Origin of the sequence: Paenibacillus sp. GCM10027627 (assembly GCF_042675505.1) — a bacterium.
In the GTDB taxonomy this organism is placed as follows: Bacteria; Bacillota; Bacilli; order Paenibacillales; family Paenibacillaceae; genus Pristimantibacillus.
This window is the reverse complement of record NZ_JBHTHB010000001.1, coordinates 1,585,804-1,608,753: the sequence shown is the minus strand read 5'-3', so window position 1 is coordinate 1,608,753 and position 22,950 is coordinate 1,585,804. Positions and strand designations below refer to the sequence as shown.

Annotated in this window: 20 protein-coding genes; 19 read left to right on the top strand and 1 reads right to left on the bottom strand. The window is 51.4% G+C overall.

Annotated elements, in window-relative coordinates:
* Positions 1-134: 134 nt before the first annotated feature.
* The 7 genes from ACFQZE_RS07930 to ACFQZE_RS07900 all read left to right on the top strand — a co-directional run bounded on the left by ACFQZE_RS07930 (position 135) and on the right by ACFQZE_RS07900 (position 7,356).
* Positions 135-1,820, top strand: coding sequence for a DNA repair helicase XPB (locus ACFQZE_RS07930; RefSeq protein ID WP_379355391.1), 1,686 nt, complete (start codon positions 135-137; stop codon positions 1,818-1,820).
* A 47-nt stretch (positions 1,821-1,867) separates the two neighbouring features.
* Entirely contained in the window at positions 1,868-3,901 is a 2,034-nt protein-coding gene (locus tag ACFQZE_RS07925) for a helicase-associated domain-containing protein (protein ID WP_379355389.1), read from the top strand.
* A 74-nt stretch (positions 3,902-3,975) separates the two neighbouring features.
* Positions 3,976-4,461, top strand: a complete 486-nt coding sequence (locus ACFQZE_RS07920) for a YlbF/YmcA family competence regulator (protein ID WP_379355387.1) — start codon at positions 3,976-3,978, stop codon at positions 4,459-4,461.
* A 57-nt stretch (positions 4,462-4,518) separates the two neighbouring features.
* The gene (locus tag ACFQZE_RS07915) at positions 4,519-4,782 is read left to right on the top strand and encodes a YlbG family protein (protein ID WP_379355385.1); all 264 of its coding nucleotides are present in this window, start codon (positions 4,519-4,521) and stop codon (positions 4,780-4,782) included.
* 196 nt (positions 4,783-4,978) lie between these two features.
* The gene (locus ACFQZE_RS07910) at positions 4,979-5,416 is read left to right on the top strand and encodes a hypothetical protein (protein WP_379355383.1); all 438 of its coding nucleotides are present in this window, start codon (positions 4,979-4,981) and stop codon (positions 5,414-5,416) included.
* 162 nt (positions 5,417-5,578) lie between these two features.
* On the top strand, positions 5,579-6,490 hold the full coding sequence (locus ACFQZE_RS07905) for a selenium metabolism-associated LysR family transcriptional regulator (protein WP_379355381.1): 912 nt from the start codon (positions 5,579-5,581) through the stop codon (positions 6,488-6,490).
* The gene (locus ACFQZE_RS07900; protein WP_379355379.1) at positions 6,481-7,356 is read left to right on the top strand and encodes a PHP domain-containing protein; all 876 of its coding nucleotides are present in this window, start codon (positions 6,481-6,483) and stop codon (positions 7,354-7,356) included. Before ACFQZE_RS07905 ends, ACFQZE_RS07900 begins: the two co-directional genes overlap by 10 nt.
* Before the next feature lie 830 nt (positions 7,357-8,186).
* On the opposite strand, the gene ACFQZE_RS07895 is transcribed toward ACFQZE_RS07900, so the two are convergent.
* A complete protein-coding gene (locus ACFQZE_RS07895; protein ID WP_379355377.1) occupies positions 8,187-9,989 on the bottom strand; it encodes an Rqc2 family fibronectin-binding protein in 1,803 nt (600 codons plus the stop codon).
* A gap of 155 nt (positions 9,990-10,144) precedes the next feature.
* On the opposite strand from ACFQZE_RS07895, the gene ACFQZE_RS07890 reads away from it, so the two are divergent.
* From ACFQZE_RS07890 to def, 12 genes are all read left to right on the top strand, one after another.
* Positions 10,145-12,928: a calcium-translocating P-type ATPase, SERCA-type gene (locus ACFQZE_RS07890; protein WP_379355375.1), complete on the top strand. Its 2,784-nt coding sequence runs from the start codon at positions 10,145-10,147 to the stop codon at positions 12,926-12,928.
* 117 nt (positions 12,929-13,045) lie between these two features.
* Positions 13,046-13,876, top strand: a complete 831-nt coding sequence (dapF, locus tag ACFQZE_RS07885) for a diaminopimelate epimerase (RefSeq protein ID WP_379355373.1) — start codon at positions 13,046-13,048, stop codon at positions 13,874-13,876.
* Positions 13,877-13,884: 8 nt separating this feature from the next.
* Positions 13,885-15,795 (top strand): bifunctional homocysteine S-methyltransferase/methylenetetrahydrofolate reductase, encoded by a 1,911-nt coding sequence (locus ACFQZE_RS07880; RefSeq protein ID WP_379355371.1) that lies wholly within the window; start codon positions 13,885-13,887, stop codon positions 15,793-15,795.
* Between the two features lie 175 nt (positions 15,796-15,970).
* Positions 15,971-16,231: an extracellular matrix/biofilm regulator RemA gene (gene remA, locus ACFQZE_RS07875; RefSeq protein ID WP_005548256.1), complete on the top strand. Its 261-nt coding sequence runs from the start codon at positions 15,971-15,973 to the stop codon at positions 16,229-16,231.
* 19 nt (positions 16,232-16,250) lie between these two features.
* Entirely contained in the window at positions 16,251-16,862 is a 612-nt protein-coding gene (gmk, locus tag ACFQZE_RS07870) for a guanylate kinase (protein WP_379355369.1), read from the top strand.
* A gap of 16 nt (positions 16,863-16,878) precedes the next feature.
* Complete coding sequence (gene rpoZ / locus ACFQZE_RS07865) at positions 16,879-17,088, top strand: DNA-directed RNA polymerase subunit omega (RefSeq protein WP_379355367.1); 210 nt, start codon at positions 16,879-16,881, stop codon at positions 17,086-17,088.
* Positions 17,089-17,313: 225 nt separating this feature from the next.
* A complete protein-coding gene (locus ACFQZE_RS07860; RefSeq protein WP_379355365.1) occupies positions 17,314-17,745 on the top strand; it encodes a DUF6157 family protein in 432 nt (143 codons plus the stop codon).
* Between the two features lie 12 nt (positions 17,746-17,757).
* Complete coding sequence (locus ACFQZE_RS07855) at positions 17,758-17,946, top strand: hypothetical protein (RefSeq protein ID WP_379355363.1); 189 nt, start codon at positions 17,758-17,760, stop codon at positions 17,944-17,946.
* Positions 17,947-18,145: 199 nt separating this feature from the next.
* Complete coding sequence (locus tag ACFQZE_RS07850) at positions 18,146-18,670, top strand: YfiT family bacillithiol transferase (protein WP_379355361.1); 525 nt, start codon at positions 18,146-18,148, stop codon at positions 18,668-18,670.
* A gap of 46 nt (positions 18,671-18,716) precedes the next feature.
* Positions 18,717-19,931: a bifunctional phosphopantothenoylcysteine decarboxylase/phosphopantothenate--cysteine ligase CoaBC gene (gene coaBC, locus ACFQZE_RS07845; RefSeq protein WP_379355359.1), complete on the top strand. Its 1,215-nt coding sequence runs from the start codon at positions 18,717-18,719 to the stop codon at positions 19,929-19,931.
* A complete protein-coding gene (gene priA, locus ACFQZE_RS07840) occupies positions 19,928-22,411 on the top strand; it encodes a primosomal protein N' (protein WP_379355357.1) in 2,484 nt (827 codons plus the stop codon). Before coaBC ends, priA begins: the two co-directional genes overlap by 4 nt.
* A 43-nt stretch (positions 22,412-22,454) precedes the next feature.
* Positions 22,455-22,949, top strand: coding sequence for a peptide deformylase (gene def, locus ACFQZE_RS07835; RefSeq protein WP_379355355.1), 495 nt, complete (start codon positions 22,455-22,457; stop codon positions 22,947-22,949).
* The last annotated feature ends 1 nt before the right edge of the window (position 22,950 follow it).

Below are 22,950 nucleotides of genomic sequence, written 5' to 3'. Positions count from 1 at the left end.
GGTTTTTAATAAATCCTCACTCTACTATACCACAAATAAGCGGAATCGACAGCGCGAACCGTCAATGGGGATAAAATGACAGCAATTCCTTCATACTAAGAAGTGAATATTTTGGCGGTGGAGGGACGATCGGGATGGTTAGAGATTTGGAGCGGGGAGCCCTTATTATTCAATCCGATTTAACGATTTTGCTCGATGAGAGAAAGAAAGCGGCCGCGGATGCGAGAGCGCAATTGCAAGCTTTTGCCGAGGCGGTTAAGCAAGCGGGCGTTATTCATACCTATAGGATAACTCCTTTGACTTTATGGAACGCGCTTGCCTCCGGCTGGACGGGAGAGCGTGTGTTGCAAGCTCTCAAAGACTATGCCCGTTATGAAATACCGCTGCAGGCGGAAGCGGCAATCCAGGAATGGTCAGGCAGGTATGGCAAGCTTGAGCTGCTCATTAGGGACGAGCTTCTTTTGCTTCGCGGAGATGAAGAGACGTTAGCTGCGCTGAGCGGCAACTCGACGATTTCTTCATGGCTGAGGGAGCGCATCAGTGCCGGAGAATGGATTCTCGCTCCGCAATCCAGAGGGCTCATTAAACAGCAATTGACGCGGATGGGCTATCCCGTAATGGATAAAGCGGGCTATCACGAAGGCGAAGCTCTGGCTGTGGAGCTTAGGGAGCGGACGGCGAGCGGACGAGCTTTTGCCTTGCGGGACTATCAAAGCGAGGCAGCGGATCGGTTTGCTCGCGACGGGGATGCATCTGGAGGTAGCGGGGTAGTCGTTCTGCCGTGCGGAACCGGCAAAACGATCGTCGGCATAGCGGCGCTCGCCAAGCTCGGAGCGGCTGCGCTTATTCTTACGTCCAGCAAGACATCCGCGCAGCAATGGAAGGATGAGCTGCTCGATAAGACGACGTTGACGGAGGCGGAGGTCAGCATCCATAGCGGCGGAAAAGGAGCCGTTAAGCCGGTTACGATTGCGACCTACAATCTTCTGACGTACCGCAAATCCAAAGAGGAGCATTTTTTGCATATGGGCCTATTTTCCGAACGTGATTGGGGGCTCATTATTTATGACGAAGTTCATTTGCTGCCTGCTCCCGTCTTTCGGATGACGGCTTCCATTCAAGCAACGCGAAGACTCGGATTAACGGCTACGCTGGTGAGGGAAGACGGCTGTGCGGAGGATGTTTATTCCTTAATCGGACCAAAGCAGTTTGAAATGCCTTGGAAAGCGGCAGAATCGGAATCTTACATCGCAACGGTTGCTTGTACGGAAATAAGGGTACCTTTGTCCAGCGGGCTTGAACAGGCGTACGGAGAAGCTACTCCTCGCGCCAGGCTTAGAATTGCAGCGGAAAACGAAGGCAAACTGCCGATTGTAGAGAAGCTGCTTCATTGCCATAAGGGCAAGCCAACACTCATCATTGGACAATATTTGAGCCAGCTAAAAAGGGTCGCCTGTGAATTTAAAGCGCCGCTGCTTACAGGAGAAACCCCTCAAGAGGAGCGTCTGAAGCTGTACGAAGCGTTTAAAGAGGGAGCTTGTCCAGTACTTGTTGTATCCAAAGTCGCCAATCTGGCTATCGATTTGCCGGATGCAGCCGTTGCGATCCAGCTTTCGGGAAGCTTTGGCTCCAGACAAGAGGAAGCTCAGCGCGTAGGCAGACTGCTTAGGCCAAAAGGCGGAGACAATGAAGCCTGGTTTTATTCGCTTGTCACGGATGGAACGAAGGAAACGGAATTTGCGCTGAAAAGGCAATTGTTTATGCTCGAACAAGGGTATGAATATGGACGGCAGGCGGCGGGGGATTGGGTAGATGGGTAGATGGGTAAATGGGCAGTGCAACATGAAGAAAACGGGGTGAGCGCAACATGAAGCTGGATGAGGTCATTGGTCGGCTTTCGACAGAGGAGATAGAGGCGATAAGCGGATCTTCTGTATGGCAACCTATTATAAGTCGGGGAATAGCTTGGCATGAGGCTATGCGGGATCGGGAGTGCGCGGCGGAGGCGGCAAGCCGGTTGTCCCGATATGCCAAAGAAGTGTTAAAGACGATGCTGCTCCGATTTGGAGCGGAACCGGCCGAGGAGGAAAAGCTGCTAAGCGGCATCCTTCTCCATTCTATTTTGGCCAAAGCAGAATGCAAAGCCGGATTAACTGAGCTTGTGCAATGCGGGGTATTGTTCGCCGTCAAAAAAGTATGGGGCGAGCGGATGTACTTTATGCCGGTGGAATGTTTTTGGGTATGGCAACAAGCATTTTTCCCCTTCCATTCTACTAAAGTCGATGGCCGTATCAAACCGATTGCAACAGAAACCGGCGGGTACGCAGTCGTGAAGGAGCCGTTTGGACGTAAGTTATTGTATATGCTGGCCCAGTTGGCCCAGTCTGAATCGGCCTTTACAGCGAAAGGCGTATTATCCAAAAAAACGATTGCAAAGCTGGAGCAATCATTAGAGCTTGATGAAGGGCTGCTGCGGCAATCCGGACTTCGGTGGACGCTTGGGGAGCATTATCCGCTGGCAGTAGCGGCCGCTTTTTTCGCTGCAAGCGAGTTTGGCTTAGTGCGCCGCCATCAGGATGGCATGGAAGTAGCGGGGGATGGATTAAATCGATGGCTGCAAGTCCACAATTCACGAAGAGAGAGGATGCTGCAGGAGCGGCTGTGCGGCTGTTTATTGCAGAGTTTAGGTGCTGGCGCAGGAGCCCACTTTGCTTCAGCGGCGCTGAGCCTGCCCGCAGGAGCATGGCATTGTTCGGACGAAGTGTCAGAGTATGCGAGGCAGTTAATGGCTGCTTTGAGTCCTATCCAACATATAAGCGATGCCAATAATCGCATTGAGGAGCATAGCGGGGAGCAATGGCTTTTATTGCTAAGCGAATTTGGCTGGATAGAGCTTGCGGAAACGGAGACGGGGAGTGGCTCGGCGGCGGCGCGCGTATTCCGCTGGAAGGCAGAGCTCGACGAAGAGCTTGACGAGTTGATAGTTCAGCCTAATGGCGAGCTGATTGCCGGAGCGGGAACCCGTTTTGCGGTGCGATGGGAGCTGGAGCTGATTGCGAGGAGGCTGAATGGGGAAGAGCCGATCATTTACCGGTTGGAGCCAGAAAGAGTCGGAGCGGCTGTGGAACTGGGACGGACAAAAGAGACCATCGTTCGCTTCTTGGAGGAGGCTTGCGGAGGGGAGCCGCTTCCGACTACGGTGGCCGCGATGTTGGAGGAATGGACGAAGAAGGCATGCCGTTATTCTTTCTCAGAAGTTACGCTTTTGATTTGCGACTCGCCCGAACAAGCGGAGCTAGCGCTCAGCATGCCGGAGCTTGCCCCTTTTCTGCTGCAAAGGTTAGGAGAAAACGACATTCTAGTAGATGCCTCTTCAGTCGGCGAAATCAGACGGCTGTTGCAAAAAGCGGGTTATCCTCCGCGCAAGGGCATCGGTGCCGGGAGCACTGAAGTTGCCGGAAGCTATCCGTTTATTTCGATTAGCAATGAAGGAATCATTGAGCGGGTAGACGAAATAAAGGCTGAGGCCGAAGCGGGGGCATGGATTTACGAGCCGTTTTCGATGCGGCATTTTGAAATGGAGCGGCTGCCGGAAGCCGATGTTATAAATTTGGAAGCCGCAATGGAGAAGCTTCCCGCCGCCTGGTGGAAGCAATTGCGCAATTATCATGGCTCGACGCGCAAAGAGATGATGCAGCAGGCCGTATCCATTGGCATGGCTGTGCAGCTTAGAGTGCTGGGCGAGCTGCGGTTTTTTGTCCCCGATCAAGTGGAGCAAAGAGGAGCGGAATGGGGCGTAACGGGAAGGATGATTTCTGGAGACTGGCCCGAGCCTATTCGACTTACACCGGATATGTGGGAGGAAATGAAAATCATCGTGCCAGGTGGCGGAGCCGGATAACGAACTCTATCTATTGGCTTGCCGCATATGATATGATAATGTAGTAGCAAGTGAATCGAAAGTGAGGTGGACAAATGACTGTTGCCGAACAATGGACGGCTTCACCCATGCATGGAGATGGCGGAGAATCTTCGCTTGATATGGCGTCGCTTCTTCTGTCCGCTTACGAGCTGGGAGACTGGATTAATCAATCGGCCGAAGTAGCCGAATATCTATATTGGAAGTCGGTTGTAAGCGAGAACGATGAGGTCAAGCAGCTTCAAGTTCAATTTTCGAAAGCGAAGGACCTTTTTGAAGAATGTCAACGCTTCGGCCGTTTTCACCCGAGCTATCATGAAGCGAAAGACAAGGTCAAGCTCATCCAAAAGCAGCTCGCCGATGTGGAATGCGTAAGCAAATACAAGGCTTGCGAAAGCGTTGTGGACGAGATGCTTCACGAGGTATCCCGCATGATTGCGGAATCGGTATCGGATAACATCAAGGTGCCAAGCAACGAAAAAGAATTGGGAGGCTGCGGCAGCGGCGGATCCTGTGGTTGCGGCAGCGGCGGCTGCGGTTAAGCGGGGATAGCGCTTCGCTTTAAGCACGACAGTCTTAGAAGGGGAGCGGTTGAAGGGATGTTGCCGGATCGAACGGGGTTTATCGTATGGGTCAGCGATCTAAAGGCGGCCAGAGCGCTTGAACGTTTTGGAACCGTTCATTTTATGTCACGGAAATTGCATTACGTCGTCATGTACATGAATGCCGACAAGGTGGAAGAATCGCTAAAGCAAATGAACCGGTTGTCTTATGTTCGCAAGGTGGAGAGATCCTTCCGGGCGGAAATTCCTACGGAATACAGTAAGGATTCTGAGGATAAAACGAGGTTTTACAGTTTATAGAAAAGTATAGTTTTGAATCAATAACACTTTTGAGCGCATGAATTGCGTCAGGAAGTGTTATTTTTTTATACGAAAATTTACAAACATTTACATAAATGGCCTGTCTTTATTTTTTTGTTGAAATATCGGACAATCATGGTAAAATGGAGATTAATAGGATAAAAGCCCTGGTTCTTTGGAAGGAGTGGGTTGCGAAATGAAGGATAAAATGACGAGAAGATGGAATACATATGAGTCGTTTTATGTCGAATTGGGCGACAAAAAGGTGGTTGATATCATCATTACCAACCATGCCAAGAGTCGTTGGGTCGACCGAATCGAAAGCGAAAAGACCGGATATGAAGATATTGCCGATTATTTATGGGAATGTTTGAAAAAAGGACGCATCGAACCTTACTACCGCAACGAACAGGACGTTTATTTAATTGATGAGGATCTTGTTTTTGTTGCAGAGTTTTCGGAGTCCGCTACTGAACTCGATTTGCTGGGCAATCCGCTTCACAAAATGATCGTCGTTACCTTTTTGGGCAGAATGTCGGAAACGATTGAGCTGAGGGACCTAAAGTCCTATTATTCCTGGCTGAGACATTCCAGACGAATGACCCTAGTTAAAAACAGCAGGAAACGCAAATAGCCGGAAACACAAACGTTATATTCTAAATTTAAGGACTGATATATGCGTCAATCGCTGATGATTGGCGTTTTTTTTATTTTCACGACTCTTTTGCGTAAGGGTTGGATACAATTGTGAACTTGGGATGTAGTATAATGGGAGGAGAGAAAGGGCGGATTCATAATGGCGTTAAACTTTCATCAGTTGCATATTTTTTATACGGTGGCGGAACGGGGAAGCTTCTCCGCTGCCGCGCAATCTCTTCATATGACTCAGCCTGCGGTTACGATGCAAGTGCAGTCGTTGGAGGATTATTTTGGAACGAAACTGCTTCAGCGGTCTACAAAAAGGATCGATCTGACGGAGGCAGGACGGGCGCTTATGCCTTATGCCAAAAGCAGCATAGAGCTGATTCGGGATACGGATCAAGCGATGTCCACTTTTACGAAACAATTAAAGGGCAGATTGCAGCTCGGCTCAAGCTTGACGATAGGCGAATATATTTTGCCACGGCTGCTCGGACCGTTTGGCCGCGAATATCCTAACATATCGATCAGCATGAAAGTGATGAATACGGCACAAATCATGGAAGATATTTTGAATCACCAGCTCAATTTTGGACTGATTGAAGCCCCGGTCAACCATCCGGACATGCATATGGAAGCTGTGCTCAGCGATGAGCTTATGCTGGTTGTTCCAAGTGAGCATCCTCTTGCGGAATTAGAGACGGTTACGCTGGAAGAAGCGCTGCAATATTCGTTTGTGCTCAGAGAACAAGGATCGGGAACCCGGCTTGTCATGGAGGAGCAGCTCAAAAAGAAAAAAATCGACCCTTCCACCATGAAAATCGTAATGGAGCTGGGCAGTACAGGTGCTGTAAAGTCTGCTGTGGAAGCGGGGCTCGGCATTTCGTTTCTTTCTTCTTCGTCCGTCAAGCACGAGGTTGCGCTTGGTTTGATCAAAATGGTGAAAGTATCGGATACCAAGTTTCAACGGCAGTTTTATTCCATTTATTTAAAGTCGGCCCTGTTGCCGATATCGGCCGTTACGTTTTTATCCTTTTTGAGAGAGAGGGATTTGCAGCAATGGCTTTAACAGCAATTGGCAAGGCCGACCTTCATACTCATACAACGGCTTCTGACGGAAACCACTCTCCTGCCGAAGTGGTCCAGATGGCGAAAAAGGCCGGTCTCGCCGCAATTGCGATTACGGACCACGATACGACAGCGGGTCTCAGCGAAGCGCTTCAGGAAGGCCGGCAAATCGGCATTTCCGTTGTTCCTGGCGTAGAGCTCAGTACTGTAGCGGATAGGCTGGATATTCATATACTGGCCTATTTTGCCGATCATGACAATGTTCGTTGGCTGGAGAGGCTTCAGAGCCTCGGGCGTGCGCGTGAGGGGCGCAATGAAATGATAGTTTCGAAATTGCAGGAGCTTGGGGTTGCCATTACGATGGATCATGTTTTGCAGGCGGCTTCCGTAAGCGGGGATACGGACAAGCGGAATAAAAGCGTCGGCAGACCTCATATTGCAGCCGCACTGGTTTCGCTTGGCGCGGCGGAGAATATTAACGAAGCTTTCAGCCGTTATTTGGGTTCGGGAGCCGCTGCTCATGTCCAGGTGCCAAGAATTCATCCTTTGGAGGCAATCGAGTGGATTCGCGAGGCTGGGGGGATGAGTGTTATCGCGCATCCCGGTTTGTACGGCAACGACACGCTGGTGGAGCAATTAATTAGGGGCGGGGCAAATGGCATTGAAATTTACCATTCTGATCACGGTCCAGAAGAGGCAAGACGTTACGGTAAATTAGCTGAGCGGTACTCTGTCATTGGGACGGGAGGATCGGATTTTCATGGAGAGCGTCAAGGCGGGAGCTACCATGGGGACGTCGGCAGCGTGACGGTCGACATTTCCGTCGTCAGGAGGCTTCAAGCAGGAGCGGTGCGGCAATATTTATAAACAGCTGTTGAAAAAAATTGCAAGTAGCTGATTGGAAAATGAACAGCTGACTGGAAAACTAAAGGATATTTAAGAGGAAAGAGAAAGCCAGTGGTTGGTTTCTCATGTGCAACTTTGTAGTTAGGCGCGCCTTCGAGTGTGGTAGTGGCGTGAGAAACAACTAAATGCTCGGAATTGAGCCTTCGTGGCGGTCTAGTGGTGTGAGAAACAACTAAATGCGCGGAATTGAGCATTTGTCGTGGTCTAGTGTTGTGAAAAACAACTAAATGCACGGAATTGAGCATTTGTCGTGGTCTAGTGGTGTGAAAAACAACTAAATGCTCGGGATTTAGCATTTGTCGTGGTCTAGTGGTGTGAAAAACAACTAAATGCTCGGAATTGAGCCTTCATGGCGGTCTAGTGGTGTGAGAAACAACTAAATGCGCGGAATTGAGCATTTGTGGTGGTCTGGTGTTGTGAGAAACAACTAAATGCGTGGAATTGAGCATTTGTGGTGGTCTAGTGGTGTGAGAAAACACTAACCACTAAATGCGAAACCAGCCCAAGTTACATGACTTTGAAAGGGGCAGGTTACTGGCGGATAAAGCCATTATCCATATTGTCTCGCCAAAAAAGAGCCTTTCTCAGGTCATATTGCGACCTTTGAGTGAGGCTCTTTTTCGAAGCGAGATTTTAGTACATCTACATTTTTTGAAACCAAATTGAATTTCGCTTTTCACTAGATATCAAAATAAAACGTAAGCCCTCACAAGTTTTAATAGTCATTCATACAAAAAATCATTACATACAAGTCATTACAAAAACTTATGACATAACTCATTAACATGATGTCACTTCACAACCGATGGGAGGGACTTCAACCGATCCCTGTCCGGGGTAATGAACAACGTTTTTTGATGATCGTAAATGACAAAACCGGGTTTCGCGCCGCTTGGTTTGCGGACATGGCGGATGGACGTATAGTCTACGGGCACCATGCTGGAATCGCGGGCTTGGCTGAAATGGGCGGCCAACATGGCCGCTTCTTCGAGCGTCGCGTCGCCAAAATCTCCGCCTCGAATGACCACATGAGAACCAGGAATGTCCTTAGTATGGAACCAAGTATCGGAAGGCGAAGCAAGCCGGTTAGTCAAATATTCGTTTTGCGTATTGTTTTTGCCCACGTAAATAGGTATGTTTTCGGAAGATGTGTAGCAGAGCAAAGCGGGACGAGCCGCTTTTTTTCGTTTGGGACCGCGCTTGTGGCGCTCCTTCATATAGCCTTGCTGCACAAGCTCATCCCTAATTTCCTCAATGTCGGACAGAGCAGCCCCTCCGAGCTGCTGGAGCAGCGACTCGAAATAGGCGATTTCCGCGGAAGCCAGCTCCATCTGTTCTGCTACGATGGCCAGACTGTTGCGGTGTTTCGTATATTTTTTGAAATAACGCTGGGCATTTTCCGAAGGAGTAAGCTGCGGGTCCAGCGCGATGGTCACCAACGATTGTTCCTCGTCATAAAAATTAACTAGCTCGATCGAGGAATCGCCCCGATTCAATTGATGCATATAGGCGGTCAGCAACTCGCCCAATATACGATATTTTTCGGCGTCTTTGGCTTCGACGAGCGTTTCTTCAAGCTTGCCGATTTTGGAGACGTTTTTTGCTTTTTCGTTTTGAACAAACCGGATGAGGTCAGCCGATCGCTGCTTGACAGTATCTCGTTCCGCTTTGTCGCCAAAAAAAGCTTCCAAGCACTCGCTGATCGATTCGTAAAAAACGGATGCGCTATCGCCACCCAAATGAGACAGCTCCGTGATGGAAAAGCTGGCTTTACCGGTCTCAACATCCGTAACGATGACAGGACGGTAACGATTCTCGGCCATGTCTTTGATGAATGCAGAGAAGCTTTCCCATAAACGGGTGAGAAACGGAGTATCCGTCAAGGATAACGAATTCGTTGCTCCTTCCGAATCTGCGTGCCATCCGTTCTCAGTCGCTCTGTAGACGATTTCTTTGGCAAGCAGCGGGCTAAGTCCGCTAAATGCGCCCACTAGCCCCTTGTAGTGCTGGGCTGTGTCCGCTTCTTCCGTTGCGTTCAGCAGCAGTGCCCGGAATTGTTCTTCGTTTTGAACGGCGAGCGGGTCGCTCTTGCCCTGATCCGGCGGCGATGCATAAGCGCTTCCCGGCATAACGATCCGGAAGCTGCTGATCGCAGGCGTGACATGATGAATGCCGTCGTGAATATTACCGGTGGCGGGGTCCATCAGGATGATATTGCTGTGCCGCCCCATAATTTCGATTACGATTCTTTTAAAAGAAAGATCCCCGAGTTCGTCCCGCTGCCTGATGTCCATATGAATAATGCGTTCCCGGTCAATTTGCCGCACGGCCTCGATGACGCCGCCTTCGCAATATTTGCGAAGCAGCATGCAGAACATCGGCGCTTCCAAAGGATTGATATAAGTTGCGTTCGTCCAATGAACCCGCGGATAGGTGGGATTGGCGGAAAGCAGCAGCTTGCCCGACATGCCGGCTCCGCGTATAGCGAGCACCAGCTCGTGTTCGGTCGGCTGATGAATTTTATGAATGCGTGCGCCGATGCATCGTTGAAGCTCTGCGACGATCGATCGAACGACTAGTCCGTCTAATGCCATGATGGTGGTACCTCTCTTCCAGCAGTATGACTCTATCATGCCATATTTGAGGCAAAAACTTAAGTGGCTAGTGATATTTTATAGGCTGTCCGAATACATTTTAGCGTAGAAGGGCTGTCCGCTGGAACGGCAACAAACGGGAGGGAGTTCATGGCATGGAACAAATGAAATGGCATCAGTTGGGAGCAAGCGAACTGTTGAAAACGCTGGAAAGCTCATACGAAAGCGGGCTAAAGTCTTCCGCCGCTGCGGAACGGCTGGAAAAGCACGGCTTCAATGAGTTGTCAGAAGGGAAAAAAATATCGCCGATTGTACTTTTTTTAAATCAGTTTAAAGATTTTATGGTCCTCATTTTAATGGGGGCGACGTTAATTTCAGGTTTGCTTGGCGAATATTTGGACGCGATTACCATTATTGCGATTATAGCTTTAAACGCCGTGCTTGGCTTTTTGCAGGAATTTCGGGCGGAACGCTCGCTTCGTGCGCTTAAGGAGCTTTCTGCACCGTCGGCCAAAGTGCTGCGCGGAGGCGAGCTCGTTACTTTGGCGGCCAAGGAACTGGTAGCCGGAGATATCGTCTATTTGGAAAGCGGCGACCGAATACCGGCGGACGTTAGGCTATTAGAAGCCAACAGCTGTTATGTGGAGGAATCGGCGCTGACGGGAGAGTCCGTTCCAGTTGGCAAACATGCCGATGTGATTGGCGATGCCGAAATTCCGCTGGGCGACCAGCGCAATATCGGTTTTATGGGAACGATGCTGACGCGCGGCACGGCAAAAGCGGTTGTCGTTCGCACCGGCATGGCGACAGAGATGGGGAAAATTGCGGGACTCATCCAAGAGACCGAAGCGATGGAGACGCCGCTTCAGCATCGTTTGGAGCAACTCGGGAAGCTGCTCATTATAGTAGCGGTCGGTTTGACCGTTATGGTCGTTATAGCGGGAATTTTGCATGGACAACCGGCATATGGCATGTTTTTGGCAGGTGTCAGTCTTGCCGTTGCAGCCATTCCGGAAGGTCTTCCGGCCATTGTAACAGTAGCGCTGGCGCTTGGCGTTCAGCGTATGATCAAACGAAAAGCGATCGTTCGCAAGCTGCCTTCTGTTGAGACGTTAGGCTGCGCTTCCATCATTTGCTCCGACAAAACAGGTACGCTTACCCAGAACAAAATGACCGTCACCCATGTGTGGATCAGCGGTCGGCAGCTTGAAGTAAGCGGGGAAGGCTACGAGCCGACGGGAGCGATTTACGAAAACGGGAAAGCGCTGGATTTGAGGCATGATCAGCCGATGAAGAGGCTGTTGCAAATAAGCGCTCTATGCAATAATGCCCAGCTTGTACGGGTAGAAGCGGAGGAAGACTCCAAGCGGCGTAAAAGCAAAGAGGCGGGAGCCGAATGGCAGCTGAAAGGCGACCCGACAGAAGGTGCGCTTGCGGTGCTCGCCGCCAAACTGGGCTCATCGGCCAAATCGCTGGAGGCGCTATATACGAGAGTGAAAGAGTTTCCGTTTGATTCCGAGCGGAAAAGAATGTCGGTCATCGTAGGACATCAAGGGGGACGGCTGCTCTGCACAAAAGGCGCTCCCGATATGCTGATGGAGCAATGCGCTTACGTGCTTTGGGACGGGAAGGTGGTTCCATTCACTTCCACTCTTAAGCGCAAATGCGCGGAAGCGGGAGAGCTGATGGCGGGATCCGCCCTGCGCGTTCTAGGTCTAGCCTATAAAGATTTGCGTGCTGCCGACGTTGCCGTGACAGAGGCAGAAGCGGAAAACGGTCTTGTGTTTGTAGGTTTGGCGGGCATGATCGATCCGCCTCGGCGTGAAGTGAAAGAGGCGATTGCCACATGCCGCAGAGCGGGAATTAAAACCGTCATGATTACGGGCGATCATCAGCTTACGGCGGAAGCGATAGCCGGACAGCTCGGCATTATGCAGCGCGGAGGCCATTCGATGAGCGGCAAGCAACTTGAGGCGATGAGCGACGAGGAGCTGGAACGTACGGTCGACAATACTTATGTATATGCCCGTGTATCTCCCGAGCATAAGCTTCGGATTGTCAAAGCGCTTCAAAGAAGAGGGCATGTGGTCGCGATGACCGGAGACGGAGTAAACGACGCTCCGGCAATCAAAGCTTCCGATATTGGCATCGCAATGGGGGTAACGGGCACTGACGTGACAAAGGAAGCGTCGGCGCTGGTGCTCAGCGATGACAACTTTTCGACAATTGTGTCTGCAATAGAAGAAGGCAGGGGCATCTACGAAAATATCCGAAAATTTATCCGCTATTTGCTTGCCTCGAATGTCGGCGAAATTATGGTCATGTTTTTGGCGATGATGGCGGGCTTGCCGCTTCCGCTTGTACCTATCCAAATTTTATGGGTCAATCTCGTTACGGACGGTTTGCCTGCCATGGCGCTTGGCGTAGACCAGGCCGAAAAAGATTTGATGCAGCAAAAGCCGCGTTCCGCTAAGGAGAACATTTTCGCCAGAAGACTGGGATGGAAAATTGTTAGCCGCGGCATTCTGATCGGCATTTGTACGCTGGGTGCGTTTTGGATCACTCTGCTTGAAGGGGCAGGCGACGCGGACGGCCTTGTTAAAGCACAAACGGTGGCGTTCGCCACGCTCGTTATGGCTCAGCTCATTCATGTGTTCGACTGCCGCAGTTCGCGTTCTATTTTCCACCGCAATCCGTTTCAAAACAAATATTTGGTGCTGGCTGTCCTATCGTCCTTGCTGCTTATGCTGGGGGTTCTCTACATCGAGGCGTTGCAGCCTATTTTCAAAACGGTGCCGATCGGCATTCGCGAATGGTGTCTTGTGTTAGTGGCGGCAGGCATTCCTACCTTCGTTATGGGGATCGGAAGCGTGCTCGGCAAGTCCGGTAAAAAGACGAATTCCAAGTGGCCGCTAGGTTCGCAAACGGTAGCCCGCTAAGGAAAAAGTGCAAATGATGATCCAATTTATGAATAGCGTTTCTCCTAGCTTTACGGTATGCTAAGTAGGAATGAATGATAGATTGCATACCAAGGCGAATTAAGGAGAGATCGATAGATGAACTTTACGAAAATGCATGGACTTGGCAATGACTTTATCGTAGTGGCGGGCGAATCTCAGTTGCCGGATAACGCGGCAGAGCTGGCTCTTGGGCTGTGCAACCGGTTTTTCGGCATCGGGGCTGACGGTCTTGTCTATATTCTTCCATCCGAAAAGGCCGATTTCCGCATGCGCATTATCAATTCCGACGGCTCTGAAGCGGAGCAATGCGGCAACGCAATCCGCTGCGTGGCTAAGTATGTATACGACAACGGCCTTACCGGGGACGAAGAAATTACGATTGAAACATTGGGCGCGGGCGTGCAAAAAGTGCAGCTGACCGTAAACGGCGGCAAAGTGCAAACCGTTCGCGTCGATATGGGCGAGCCTATCCTGCAAGGACTGCAAGTTCCAACAACTGTCGATGCGGAGCGCGTAATCGAGCATCCAATCGAAGTGGACGGCAAAGAGTTTAAGTTTACCGCCGTATCGATGGGCAACCCGCATTGCGTCATTTACGTCGACGACGCGGTGGGCTTCGATCTCGAAACTTGGGGGCCGAAGCTGGAGAAACATCCGATGTTCCCGCGCAAAATCAACGTTGAGTTTGTGACGGTCAACTCCCGGAATCAAGCGGATATGAGAGTGTGGGAGCGCGGTGCGGGACCTACTCTGGCTTGCGGAACAGGCGCTTGCGCCACGCTTGTCGCTTCTGTATTGACGGGGGCGACCGACCGGGCGGCAACGGTGTCGCTTAAGGGCGGCGATCTGTTTATCGAATGGAACGAGAACGACAATCACGTCTATATGAGCGGGCCTGCTGCGGAAGTATTCCGCGGCACGTTGTAGGTGCGGCTATGGGCGGAAATGATCTGAACAATAGACCAACTTTGAGGGATGCGCTTGCAGAGCGCATCCTTATCGGCGATGGAGCAATGGGAACCTACCTGTACGGGATGGGGTTCCCTGTCGGCGTTTCTTATGAAGAATTTAATGTGCTTAGACCGGATGTTATTGAGAGTGTACACCGTAAATATTACGAAGCGGGTGCGCGGCTCATTGAAACGAACACGTTTTCTGCGAATGCGGAGAAGCTGTCCAAATACGGGCTCGAACATGAAATGGAGGCCATTAACCGGGCGGGCGTAAAAATTGCGCGCGCAGCGATAGGGCCGGATGCATATGTGGTCGGAGCCATCGGCTCCATTCGCGACGGAAAGCTTAAAAATTTGCGAACCTCAAAAGTAATCGACGCCTATGAGCGTCAAATGCAAGCTCTTATTTCCGAAGGGGCGGACGGGCTTCTGCTGGAAACCTTTTACGACTTGGAAGAGATGAAGCTGGCTTTGCGCATTGCGCGCGAGCTGACGGACATTCCGGTCATTTGCCAATTTGCGGTGGAGGACGTTGGCCGCACGCAGGACGGCGTCGCTTTGGCGGATGCGTTCGCTCAACTGCAAGCGCTTGGCGCCGACGTGGTCGGCTTCAATTGCCGCAGCGGCCCGAACGGCATTATGCGGGCGATAGATTCCGTGACAGGCCCAGTGGCGCTGCCTTATTCCGTTTATCCGAATGCCGGCATTCCTGATTATGTGGATGGTAAATATACGTATTCTGCTGAACCGGATTATTTTGCGGAATGCGCACGCAAGTTTGCGGACCGCGGAGCGCGCATTGTCGGCGGATGCTGCGGTACGACACCTGAGCACGTAGCGGCGATGTCCGCTGCCCTTGCCGATTATGTTCCGCAACCGGGAACGGTTGCCTCAGTTGTGCCGAAAGCGGCGGTTGTCCGGGAACATGTTCCGGCGTCTGAATCCGATTCTTTTGCAAAACGGCATCAGCAAAACTTGGTTGAGCTTGTCAACAAGCGTCATACGGTTATTGTCGAGCTGGACCCGCCGCGCGATCTTGACATTCGCAAATTTATGGAAGGCGCAGCCGCGCTGAAGGAAGCCAAGGCGGATGCCATTACGATGGCGGACAACTCGCTCGCGGTCACGCGTATGAGCAATTTGGCGCTTGCCGCGCTGCTTCAAGAGAAGGTCGATATTCGGCCGCTCGTTCATATCGCCTGCCGGGACCGCAATCTAATTGGAACGCAGTCCCATATGATGGGACTCGATGCGCTTGGAATCGACCATGTGCTTGCCGTTACGGGCGACCCCGCCCGCTTTGGCGATTTGCCGGACTCAAGTTCCGTATATGATCTTACGTCGTTTGAGATGATTCGCATGATCAAGCAACTGAACGAAGGAACCGCTTTTTCTGGGAAGCCGCTTAAGCAGAAGGCGAAATTTGTTGTCGGCGCAGCGTTTAACCCGAACGTCAAACATTTGGACAAGGCCGTTCAGCGGCTGGAGAGAAAAATTGCCTCCGGTGCGGATTATATTATGACTCAGCCGGTCTATGACCCTGAGCTGATCGTCCGCATTGCAGAAGCAACCAAACATTTGAGCGTTCCGGTGTTTATTGGCATCATGCCGCTGGCGAACGGACGCAACGCCGAATATTTGCATAACGAAGTGCCAGGCATACAATTGTCTGACGAGGTTCGCTCCCGCATGGCCGGGCTAGAAGGAGAAGCGGGCCGCGCCGAGGGCGTCCGCATTGCAAAAGAGCTGCTGGATTGCGCCCTTCCGCACTTCAACGGCATCTATCTCATTACGCCGTTTATGTTCTACGATATGGCCGTCCAACTCACTAATTACGTATGGGAAAAGACGAATTTGCTGGGGATTGGCGCGTCAAAACGGAACGAAATCTAACTTTTGCTTGTTCCAAAGGAAGAAATCAATTAAAATAATGCATAAGTTGGAGCAATGTGCTTACGCGTATGCATGCTCATATTTTCGTCAACACTAGTGCAATGGTCTGTCGTTTTTTGGTAAACGGGCAATCTGATTGCGCGTCTTAAGGATTGTAGGCGGAGGAGGACCTGGCTTGGCTATTAAGCTTATTAATATCGGATTCGGGAACATTGTGTCTGCGAATCGCATTATTTCGATCGTCAGTCCGGAATCGGCTCCGATCAAACGTATCATTCAGGAAGCGCGAGACCGCCATATGCTGATTGACGCGACTTACGGAAGACGGACGCGCGCCGTTATTATTACGGATAGCGATCACGTTATTTTATCTGCGGTTCAACCGGAGACGGTTGCCCATCGTTTGTCCACCAAGGATGACGATAACGACGAATAGTACGGGGAGTTTGGAACAAATGGGATTGTTAATAGTTTTGTCCGGTCCTGCCGGAGTAGGAAAAGGGACGGTATGTTCCGCGCTACGCGGACGGATGCCGGAAATCGTCTATTCCGTGTCGGCGACGACCAGGCTACCGAGACAGGGCGAAGTAGAAGGCGTTAATTATTTTTTTAAAACGAGAGAACAGTTTGAGGACATGATCGCACACGACGCTCTGCTGGAGCATGCGGAATATGTGGGCAACTATTACGGCACGCCGCGTGACTTTGTGGATCAGACGCTTGCGGGCGGCAAAGATGTCATTCTTGAGATTGAAGTGCAGGGCGCTTTGAAGGTGAAGGAGAAGTTTCCTGAAGCGATTTTCGTCTTTTTGCTGCCTCCGTCTCTTGATGAATTGAAGCAGCGCATTACGGGACGCGGTACCGAAACGCAGGATATTATTAATACCCGCATGAATGTAGCCGTTGAAGAAATGAGCTTGCTCCGCCATTATGATTATGCGGTTATGAATGATGAGATAGATGCGGCTTGCGATCGCATTCGCAGCATTATTATCGCCGAGCATTGTCGCAGGGAACGTTTTATGCACTATGTAACTGATATGAAAACCGCAATTGAGAAAGCCTGAGTGAGGAGAATGTTCAATGTTATACCCATCCATTGACGAAATGGTAAAAAAGGTTGACAGCAAATATACGCTGGTCGTAGCGGCTTCTAGAAGAGCGCGCATGCTGCGTAACGGGGAAAAGTCCGAATTGGTAAACCCGCGTTCGCATAAGTACGTAGGCGTTGCTTTGGAAGAAATCTATGGCGATGTGCTCCAAGTGGAATCGCTGGGCTCCAAAGAAGACTAGAACGGTAAGCGGAAATACTTGAGGGGTGTGGGCTGGCAACAGTGCAACCCCTCTTTTTTTGTATTTAATGATAAAGTAAAAAGATGGAAGTAAAAGAAAACAATTGGAATTGTATAATCTTATCTTTTCAGTTACCGTACACAGCATTAGGAAGGTTTTCCGTATCGTGGCATATGTTTGATAATGAAAGCTGCTTAGGAAAGCAGTTGGGACAGGAGTTGCTTTATGAAAAGGCATTGGACGAACATGTTTGTTGCGGTCGCGGCGGACTGCCCGGTGTACGAGGGAGTTGTCCCCATGTCCAAAAGAGACGCAAAACCCGCTCACATGATCCAATACGAATTACTTTCGGAAAATCCTTACCGGTTTACGTTTGAAGAGCAGCTGTTTGAGGTTTATTTTAAGCATAAGGGCTTTAGCGTTGAGCTTGACGAAGAAGAACGAGAGACGCTGCGCAACGAGCTGCTGGAAAAAAACCATCCCTGCATGAGGGCATCGCAGCTTGGCAAAAAGTTCGGCTGGGGCGTCCATTACAACGAAGAAGGAAAAATAGCGATATATGGGATGGAAACGGAGGAGTATCAATTACTTCTCGAGAGAGCCAAAACCGGGAGCGGCATGGAGCTTCAATATGCAGTCAGAAGCAAAAGGAGATAAGGAGCTGAGCGGATGAACGAGCATGATAAGGAACTACAGCAATTAAAAGAGCGGCTAGAGAAGCTGGAGTACAAAGTAGAGCGGATGCAGAGCGGCAATCGCCCCTCGCATTCTATATGGAGTACTGCGATTCGGACTTTTCTTATTGTGTTTATCATTATGCTAATAGCAAACGGCCTTTTTAGTTTTTTTCGCAATTGACGAACAGCTTTCGGATTTCATGGCCGATTTGATGACGTTTTTGGAACGAGGGCTTGTCTAGTTTTTAACGGTTGATGTGATATGATAGGGGTACGAATGGGACTCATTCAGCTTTTCTCCGCAACTTTTAGTCTGATGCTTTGGGTGCAAAATTTGCGTGACCAGCATTGCTTGACAAAACTTTGGAGGAGGTTTTAGGATGGAGCATTTGCGTTATCCGATTGGAAGGTATTCTTTTGAAGGCATGAATTCGGAGCAGCAGGAGAAATGGATTGCCGAAATTGAACGGCTGCCTGCTGCGTTAAGAGAAGCCGTAGCAGGGCTAAATGATGAGCAGCTCGATACGCCCTACCGGCTTGGAGGGTGGACGGTGAGGCAGGTCGTCCATCATATTGCCGATGCGGGCCTGAATTGCTTCTCCCGGTTCAAGCTGGCTTTGACCGAATCCAACCCCACCATTAAGCCATTTGACGAAGAGGGCTGGGCGGACACGTCCGACAGCTTGAAAGCTTCGCCGGAGCTGAGCTTGATCATTGTGGAAGGCTTGTATGCGCGCTGGTCCTTGCTGCTGCGTTCCATGGACCGCACGCAATTTGAAAAGCAGTTCTATCATCCCGAGCGCGGCAGTCAGTTGAAATTATCGTATTTTTTAGGTTTTGTCGCATGGCACGGCAAACATCATGTAGCTCATATAACAAGCTTAAGAGAGCGGATGCATTGGTAAACGCTCGCCGCTTTGGCTGAAAGCGCAACGAATAGGAGTTGGCAACATGTTGGCAGGCAAAAAAATTGTACTTGGCATTACAGGAGGCATTGCCGCTTACAAAGGAGCTGCGCTTTGCAGCAAACTGGTTCAAGCCGGAGCGGATGTTCATGTGTTAATGACGGCATCCGCTGCTAAATTTATTACTCCGCTGACGCTGCAAACGTTGTCTCGCAACCCTGTACATATCGATACGTTTGACGAGCGTGACGCTGCAGTCGTAACCCATATTTATTTGGCGGATCATGCCGATTTAATCGTCATTGCGCCGGCAACGGCCAATATAATGGCTAAGCTTGCGAATGGGCATGCCAACGACATGCTCAGCACGACGCTTCTTGCGGCGACCTCACCGATTTTGATCGCTCCGGCGATGAATGTACATATGTATGAGCATCCGGCCGTTGTCCGCAACATGGAGCTTCTCGCAGAGAGGGGAGCGATGTTTGTTGAGCCGGGTACGGGCCAGCTAGCATGCGGTTATGTGGCGAAAGGAAGATTGGCGGAGCCCGAGCATATTTTGGCTGCGGTAGAGGAATGGTTTTCCCGGGGCGGCAAGCTGAAGGGCAAGCGCGTTCTTGTGACGGCCGGCGGGACGATGGAGCGGCTTGATCCCGTTCGATTTTTAACGAATGATTCCTCTGGTAAAATGGGCTTTGCCGTAGCGGAGGCCGCGCTGCTTATGGGAGCGGAAGTGACGCTTGTGGCAGGCCGGACGACCGAGCGGCCGCCTGCGGGCGTGGAGCTCATTCGGGTGCAATCCGCTGAAGAAATGCTGGAGGCGGTGACCAGCCGGTTCGAGAGCAGCGATATTGTCATTAAAGCGGCTGCCGTAGCGGATTATCGGCCAGTTGTCGCCCATGGGCAAAAGCTGAAAAAGACAGGCGAACGCCTAGTGCTGGAGCTGGAGCGCACGACCGATATTTTGGCTACGCTGGGAGAGCGGAAAACGCATCAATTTTTGGTTGGATTCGCAGCGGAGACGGAACATTTGGAGCAATATGCGATGGATAAGCTAAGGAGAAAAAATTGCGACCTCGTGTTTGCCAATAACGTCAGCCAAGAAGGTGCAGGATTCAACGGGGATACAAATGCGGCTGAAGTATTCGGTCCCGAGGGCCATCTCTTGTCTTTGCCGCTTATGTCCAAGAGGGCGGCGGCCAGCCGTTTGATCGAATTGATTTCTGACAGGCTGAAGCTAGGCGGAGGGAACGTTTTATGATCGCACAAGTTATTGTCGACGTGCCGAGCCGCCAGACGGATCGGCCGTTTGATTATAAAGTGCCCGATGAAATGGAAGATTGGCTGGAAGTCGGAAGCCGGGTAGGCGTTCCTTTTGGCGGAAGGGTGTTGCAAGGATTTGTCATTGGCCTCGCAGACTCGGCGTCGGTAGACCATAACCGGCTTAAACCGATTTCCGAGTTGCTTGACCCGCTTCCTCCCCTTCTTCCCGATATGATCGAGCTGTCCAAATGGATGAGCGATAAATATTGCTGCTCTTGGACGCAAGCGTTGCAGGTGATGATCCCCGCCGCTTTGAAAGGCAAGGAAGAGCGCCTGATCGGTCTCGGAGAAGAAGCAGAGGAAGAGCTGCCTCACGAGCTTAAGGATTGGATAGAACAAAGCGGAGGTTTCGTGAAGCTGGATGCGCTGCTTGCTCGATACCCGGATCGGCTGCGTTTTGTGAAGGCGCTATTGAAAAGCGGGGCGTTGACGCAGCATGCCTCCATCCGTAACCGGGTGTCGATTCGCAAAGTGCTTACCGTCTTTTTGCCCCAGGACAGAGCGGCCGCAGCTGAAGCTTTGCGGGAAATGTCCCCGAGGGCGGCAAAACAGCGTGATGCGCTTGCCTTTATGCTTCAGCATGGCGAGCCGCTTCCGCTACAGGCGCTTGTGCAACAGACGGGCGCCTCTCCGGCAAGCGTTCGCGCGCTTGCGGACAAGGGGCTCGTCCTTCTCCATGAAGTGGAGACGGAGCGTGATCCGTACGGCAACCGCAGCTTCGATAAGACGCAGCCGCTTGCTTTGATGGACGGGCAGAAGGCGGTTTATGACCGTATATTGGACGCGTTGAACGGAGAGCAAGCGAAGACGATGCTGCTCCACGGCGTGACGGGCAGCGGGAAAACGGAAGTTTATTTGCAAACGATTCAGGCCTGTTTGGAGCAGGGCAAACAGGCGATTGTGCTCGTTCCGGAAATTTCGCTCACCCCGCAAATGGTAGAGAGATTTAAAGGCCGGTTCGGCGACGAGGTTGCCGTGCTTCACAGCAGGTTGTCCAGCGGAGAGAGATTCGACGAATGGCGCAAAATTAGAAGCCGCCGGGCCCGGGTCGCCATCGGCGCACGATCGGCGATATTTGCCCCGTTCGAGCGGATCGGACTTATTATTATTGATGAGGAGCATGAGTCGTCCTACAAACAGGAAGAGAGTCCGAAATATCATGCGAGAGAAGTAGCTGTCCGTCGTGCGAAGCAGCATGGGGCGACGGTTGTACTAGGTTCGGCAACTCCATCGCTTGAATCGTATGCGGCGGCCAGTCGTTCGACAGGGACTGGAAGATCATCCGGCTCCGCGCTGCTGCCGATGCCGGATCGAGTGGGCGGACGTCCGATGCCGGATGTGGAAATTGTCGATATGCGGGAGGAACTGCGCGGCGGCAATAGATCCATGTTCAGCCGCAAGCTTCATGTCGCGCTTGAGCAAAGGCTGGAACGCGGCGAGCAGTCGGTACTGCTGTTGAACCGCCGCGGCTACTCCACTTTTGTTATGTGCCGCTCCTGCGGTCATACCGCAACTTGCCCCCACTGCGATATTTCGTTAACCTACCATCAGAAAACGCGGATGCTTCGCTGCCATTATTGCGGCCACGCCGAAGGGGCTCCGGCGAAATGTCCTTCGTGCGAAAGCGAGCATATCCGGTATTTCGGCACCGGAACCCAGCGCGTTGAGGAAGAGCTGGCCAAGCTGTTTCCCGGCATTCGCGTCATTCGGATGGACGTGGATACAACGTCGGAGAAACATTCGCATGAGAAGCTGCTGAAGCAGTTCGGCGAGAGGAAGGCGGATGTGCTTCTGGGAACTCAAATGGTGGCGAAAGGGTTAGACTTCCCTTACGTGACGCTAGTCGGCGTTATTGCGGCAGACACTTCCCTTCATTTGCCCGACTTCCGTGCGGCGGAAAAAACGTTCCAGCTGCTGACCCAAGTAGCGGGCAGAGCAGGCCGTCATCAGCTTCAGGGCGAGGTAGTCGTGCAAACGTACAACCCTGAGCACTACGCCATTACGACAGCTAGCGGGCATGATTACGCCGCCTTTATGTCCGAGGAGCTTCGGCATCGGGCTCATATGGGCTATCCGCCGTATTGCAGGCTAGTGCTGGTGACGATTTCGCATGAGCAGCTCCCGCTGCTGGCTTCCGTCTCCGAGCGCTTTGCCGGCGAACTGCGCGAGCTTGCCCGTCACGAAGGCGTTTTGGCCCCGCTTGGAAGCGGGTTTGCAAGAGCGCTGGAAGTGCTTGGTCCCGTTGCGTCTCCAATCTCCAGAATGAAAGATCGCTACCGCTTTCAATGTGTGATAAAATATCGGGGTAGCATTGACGCGTCCGCCCTTGTCCGCCGCGCTCTTGAACCGTTTGTAGACGGTGCCGGGGGAAAGGGAGTCCAATTCAGCGTCGACGTTGATCCGCAAGTTATCCTATAATTTGCATCTTAAATTTATATATTGAGTAAAGGAAGGGAAAGACATGAGTATTCGATTAATCGTAAAAGAGCCGGATCCGGTTCTCAGAGAGGTTGCCAAAGAGGTAACGAAGTTTAACGCCAACTTGCAAAAGCTTCTGAAAGATATGGCGGAGACGATGTACGATGCGGAGGGTGTTGGTCTTGCGGCACCTCAGATCGGCATTTCCAAACGAGTCATCGTCGTGGACGTAGGCGACGAAAACGGGCTTGTCGAAATGGTGAATCCCGTTATTGTGGAGCAGAACGGAGAACAGCTTGGCCCCGAAGGCTGCCTCAGCATTCCGAACTTGAACGGCGATGTCCTGCGCGCGGAGAGTATTGTCGTCGAAGGGCAGAACAGCGAGGGCGAACGCTTCACGGTTAAGGCCAGCGGTTATTTCGCGCGGGCTTTCCAGCATGAAATCGATCATTTGAACGGCATCCTGTTTACGGATTTGGCGGAGAACGTATACGACATTACAGAAATTGCGGAAAGAACAAGAAAAGGCGGCGAATAGA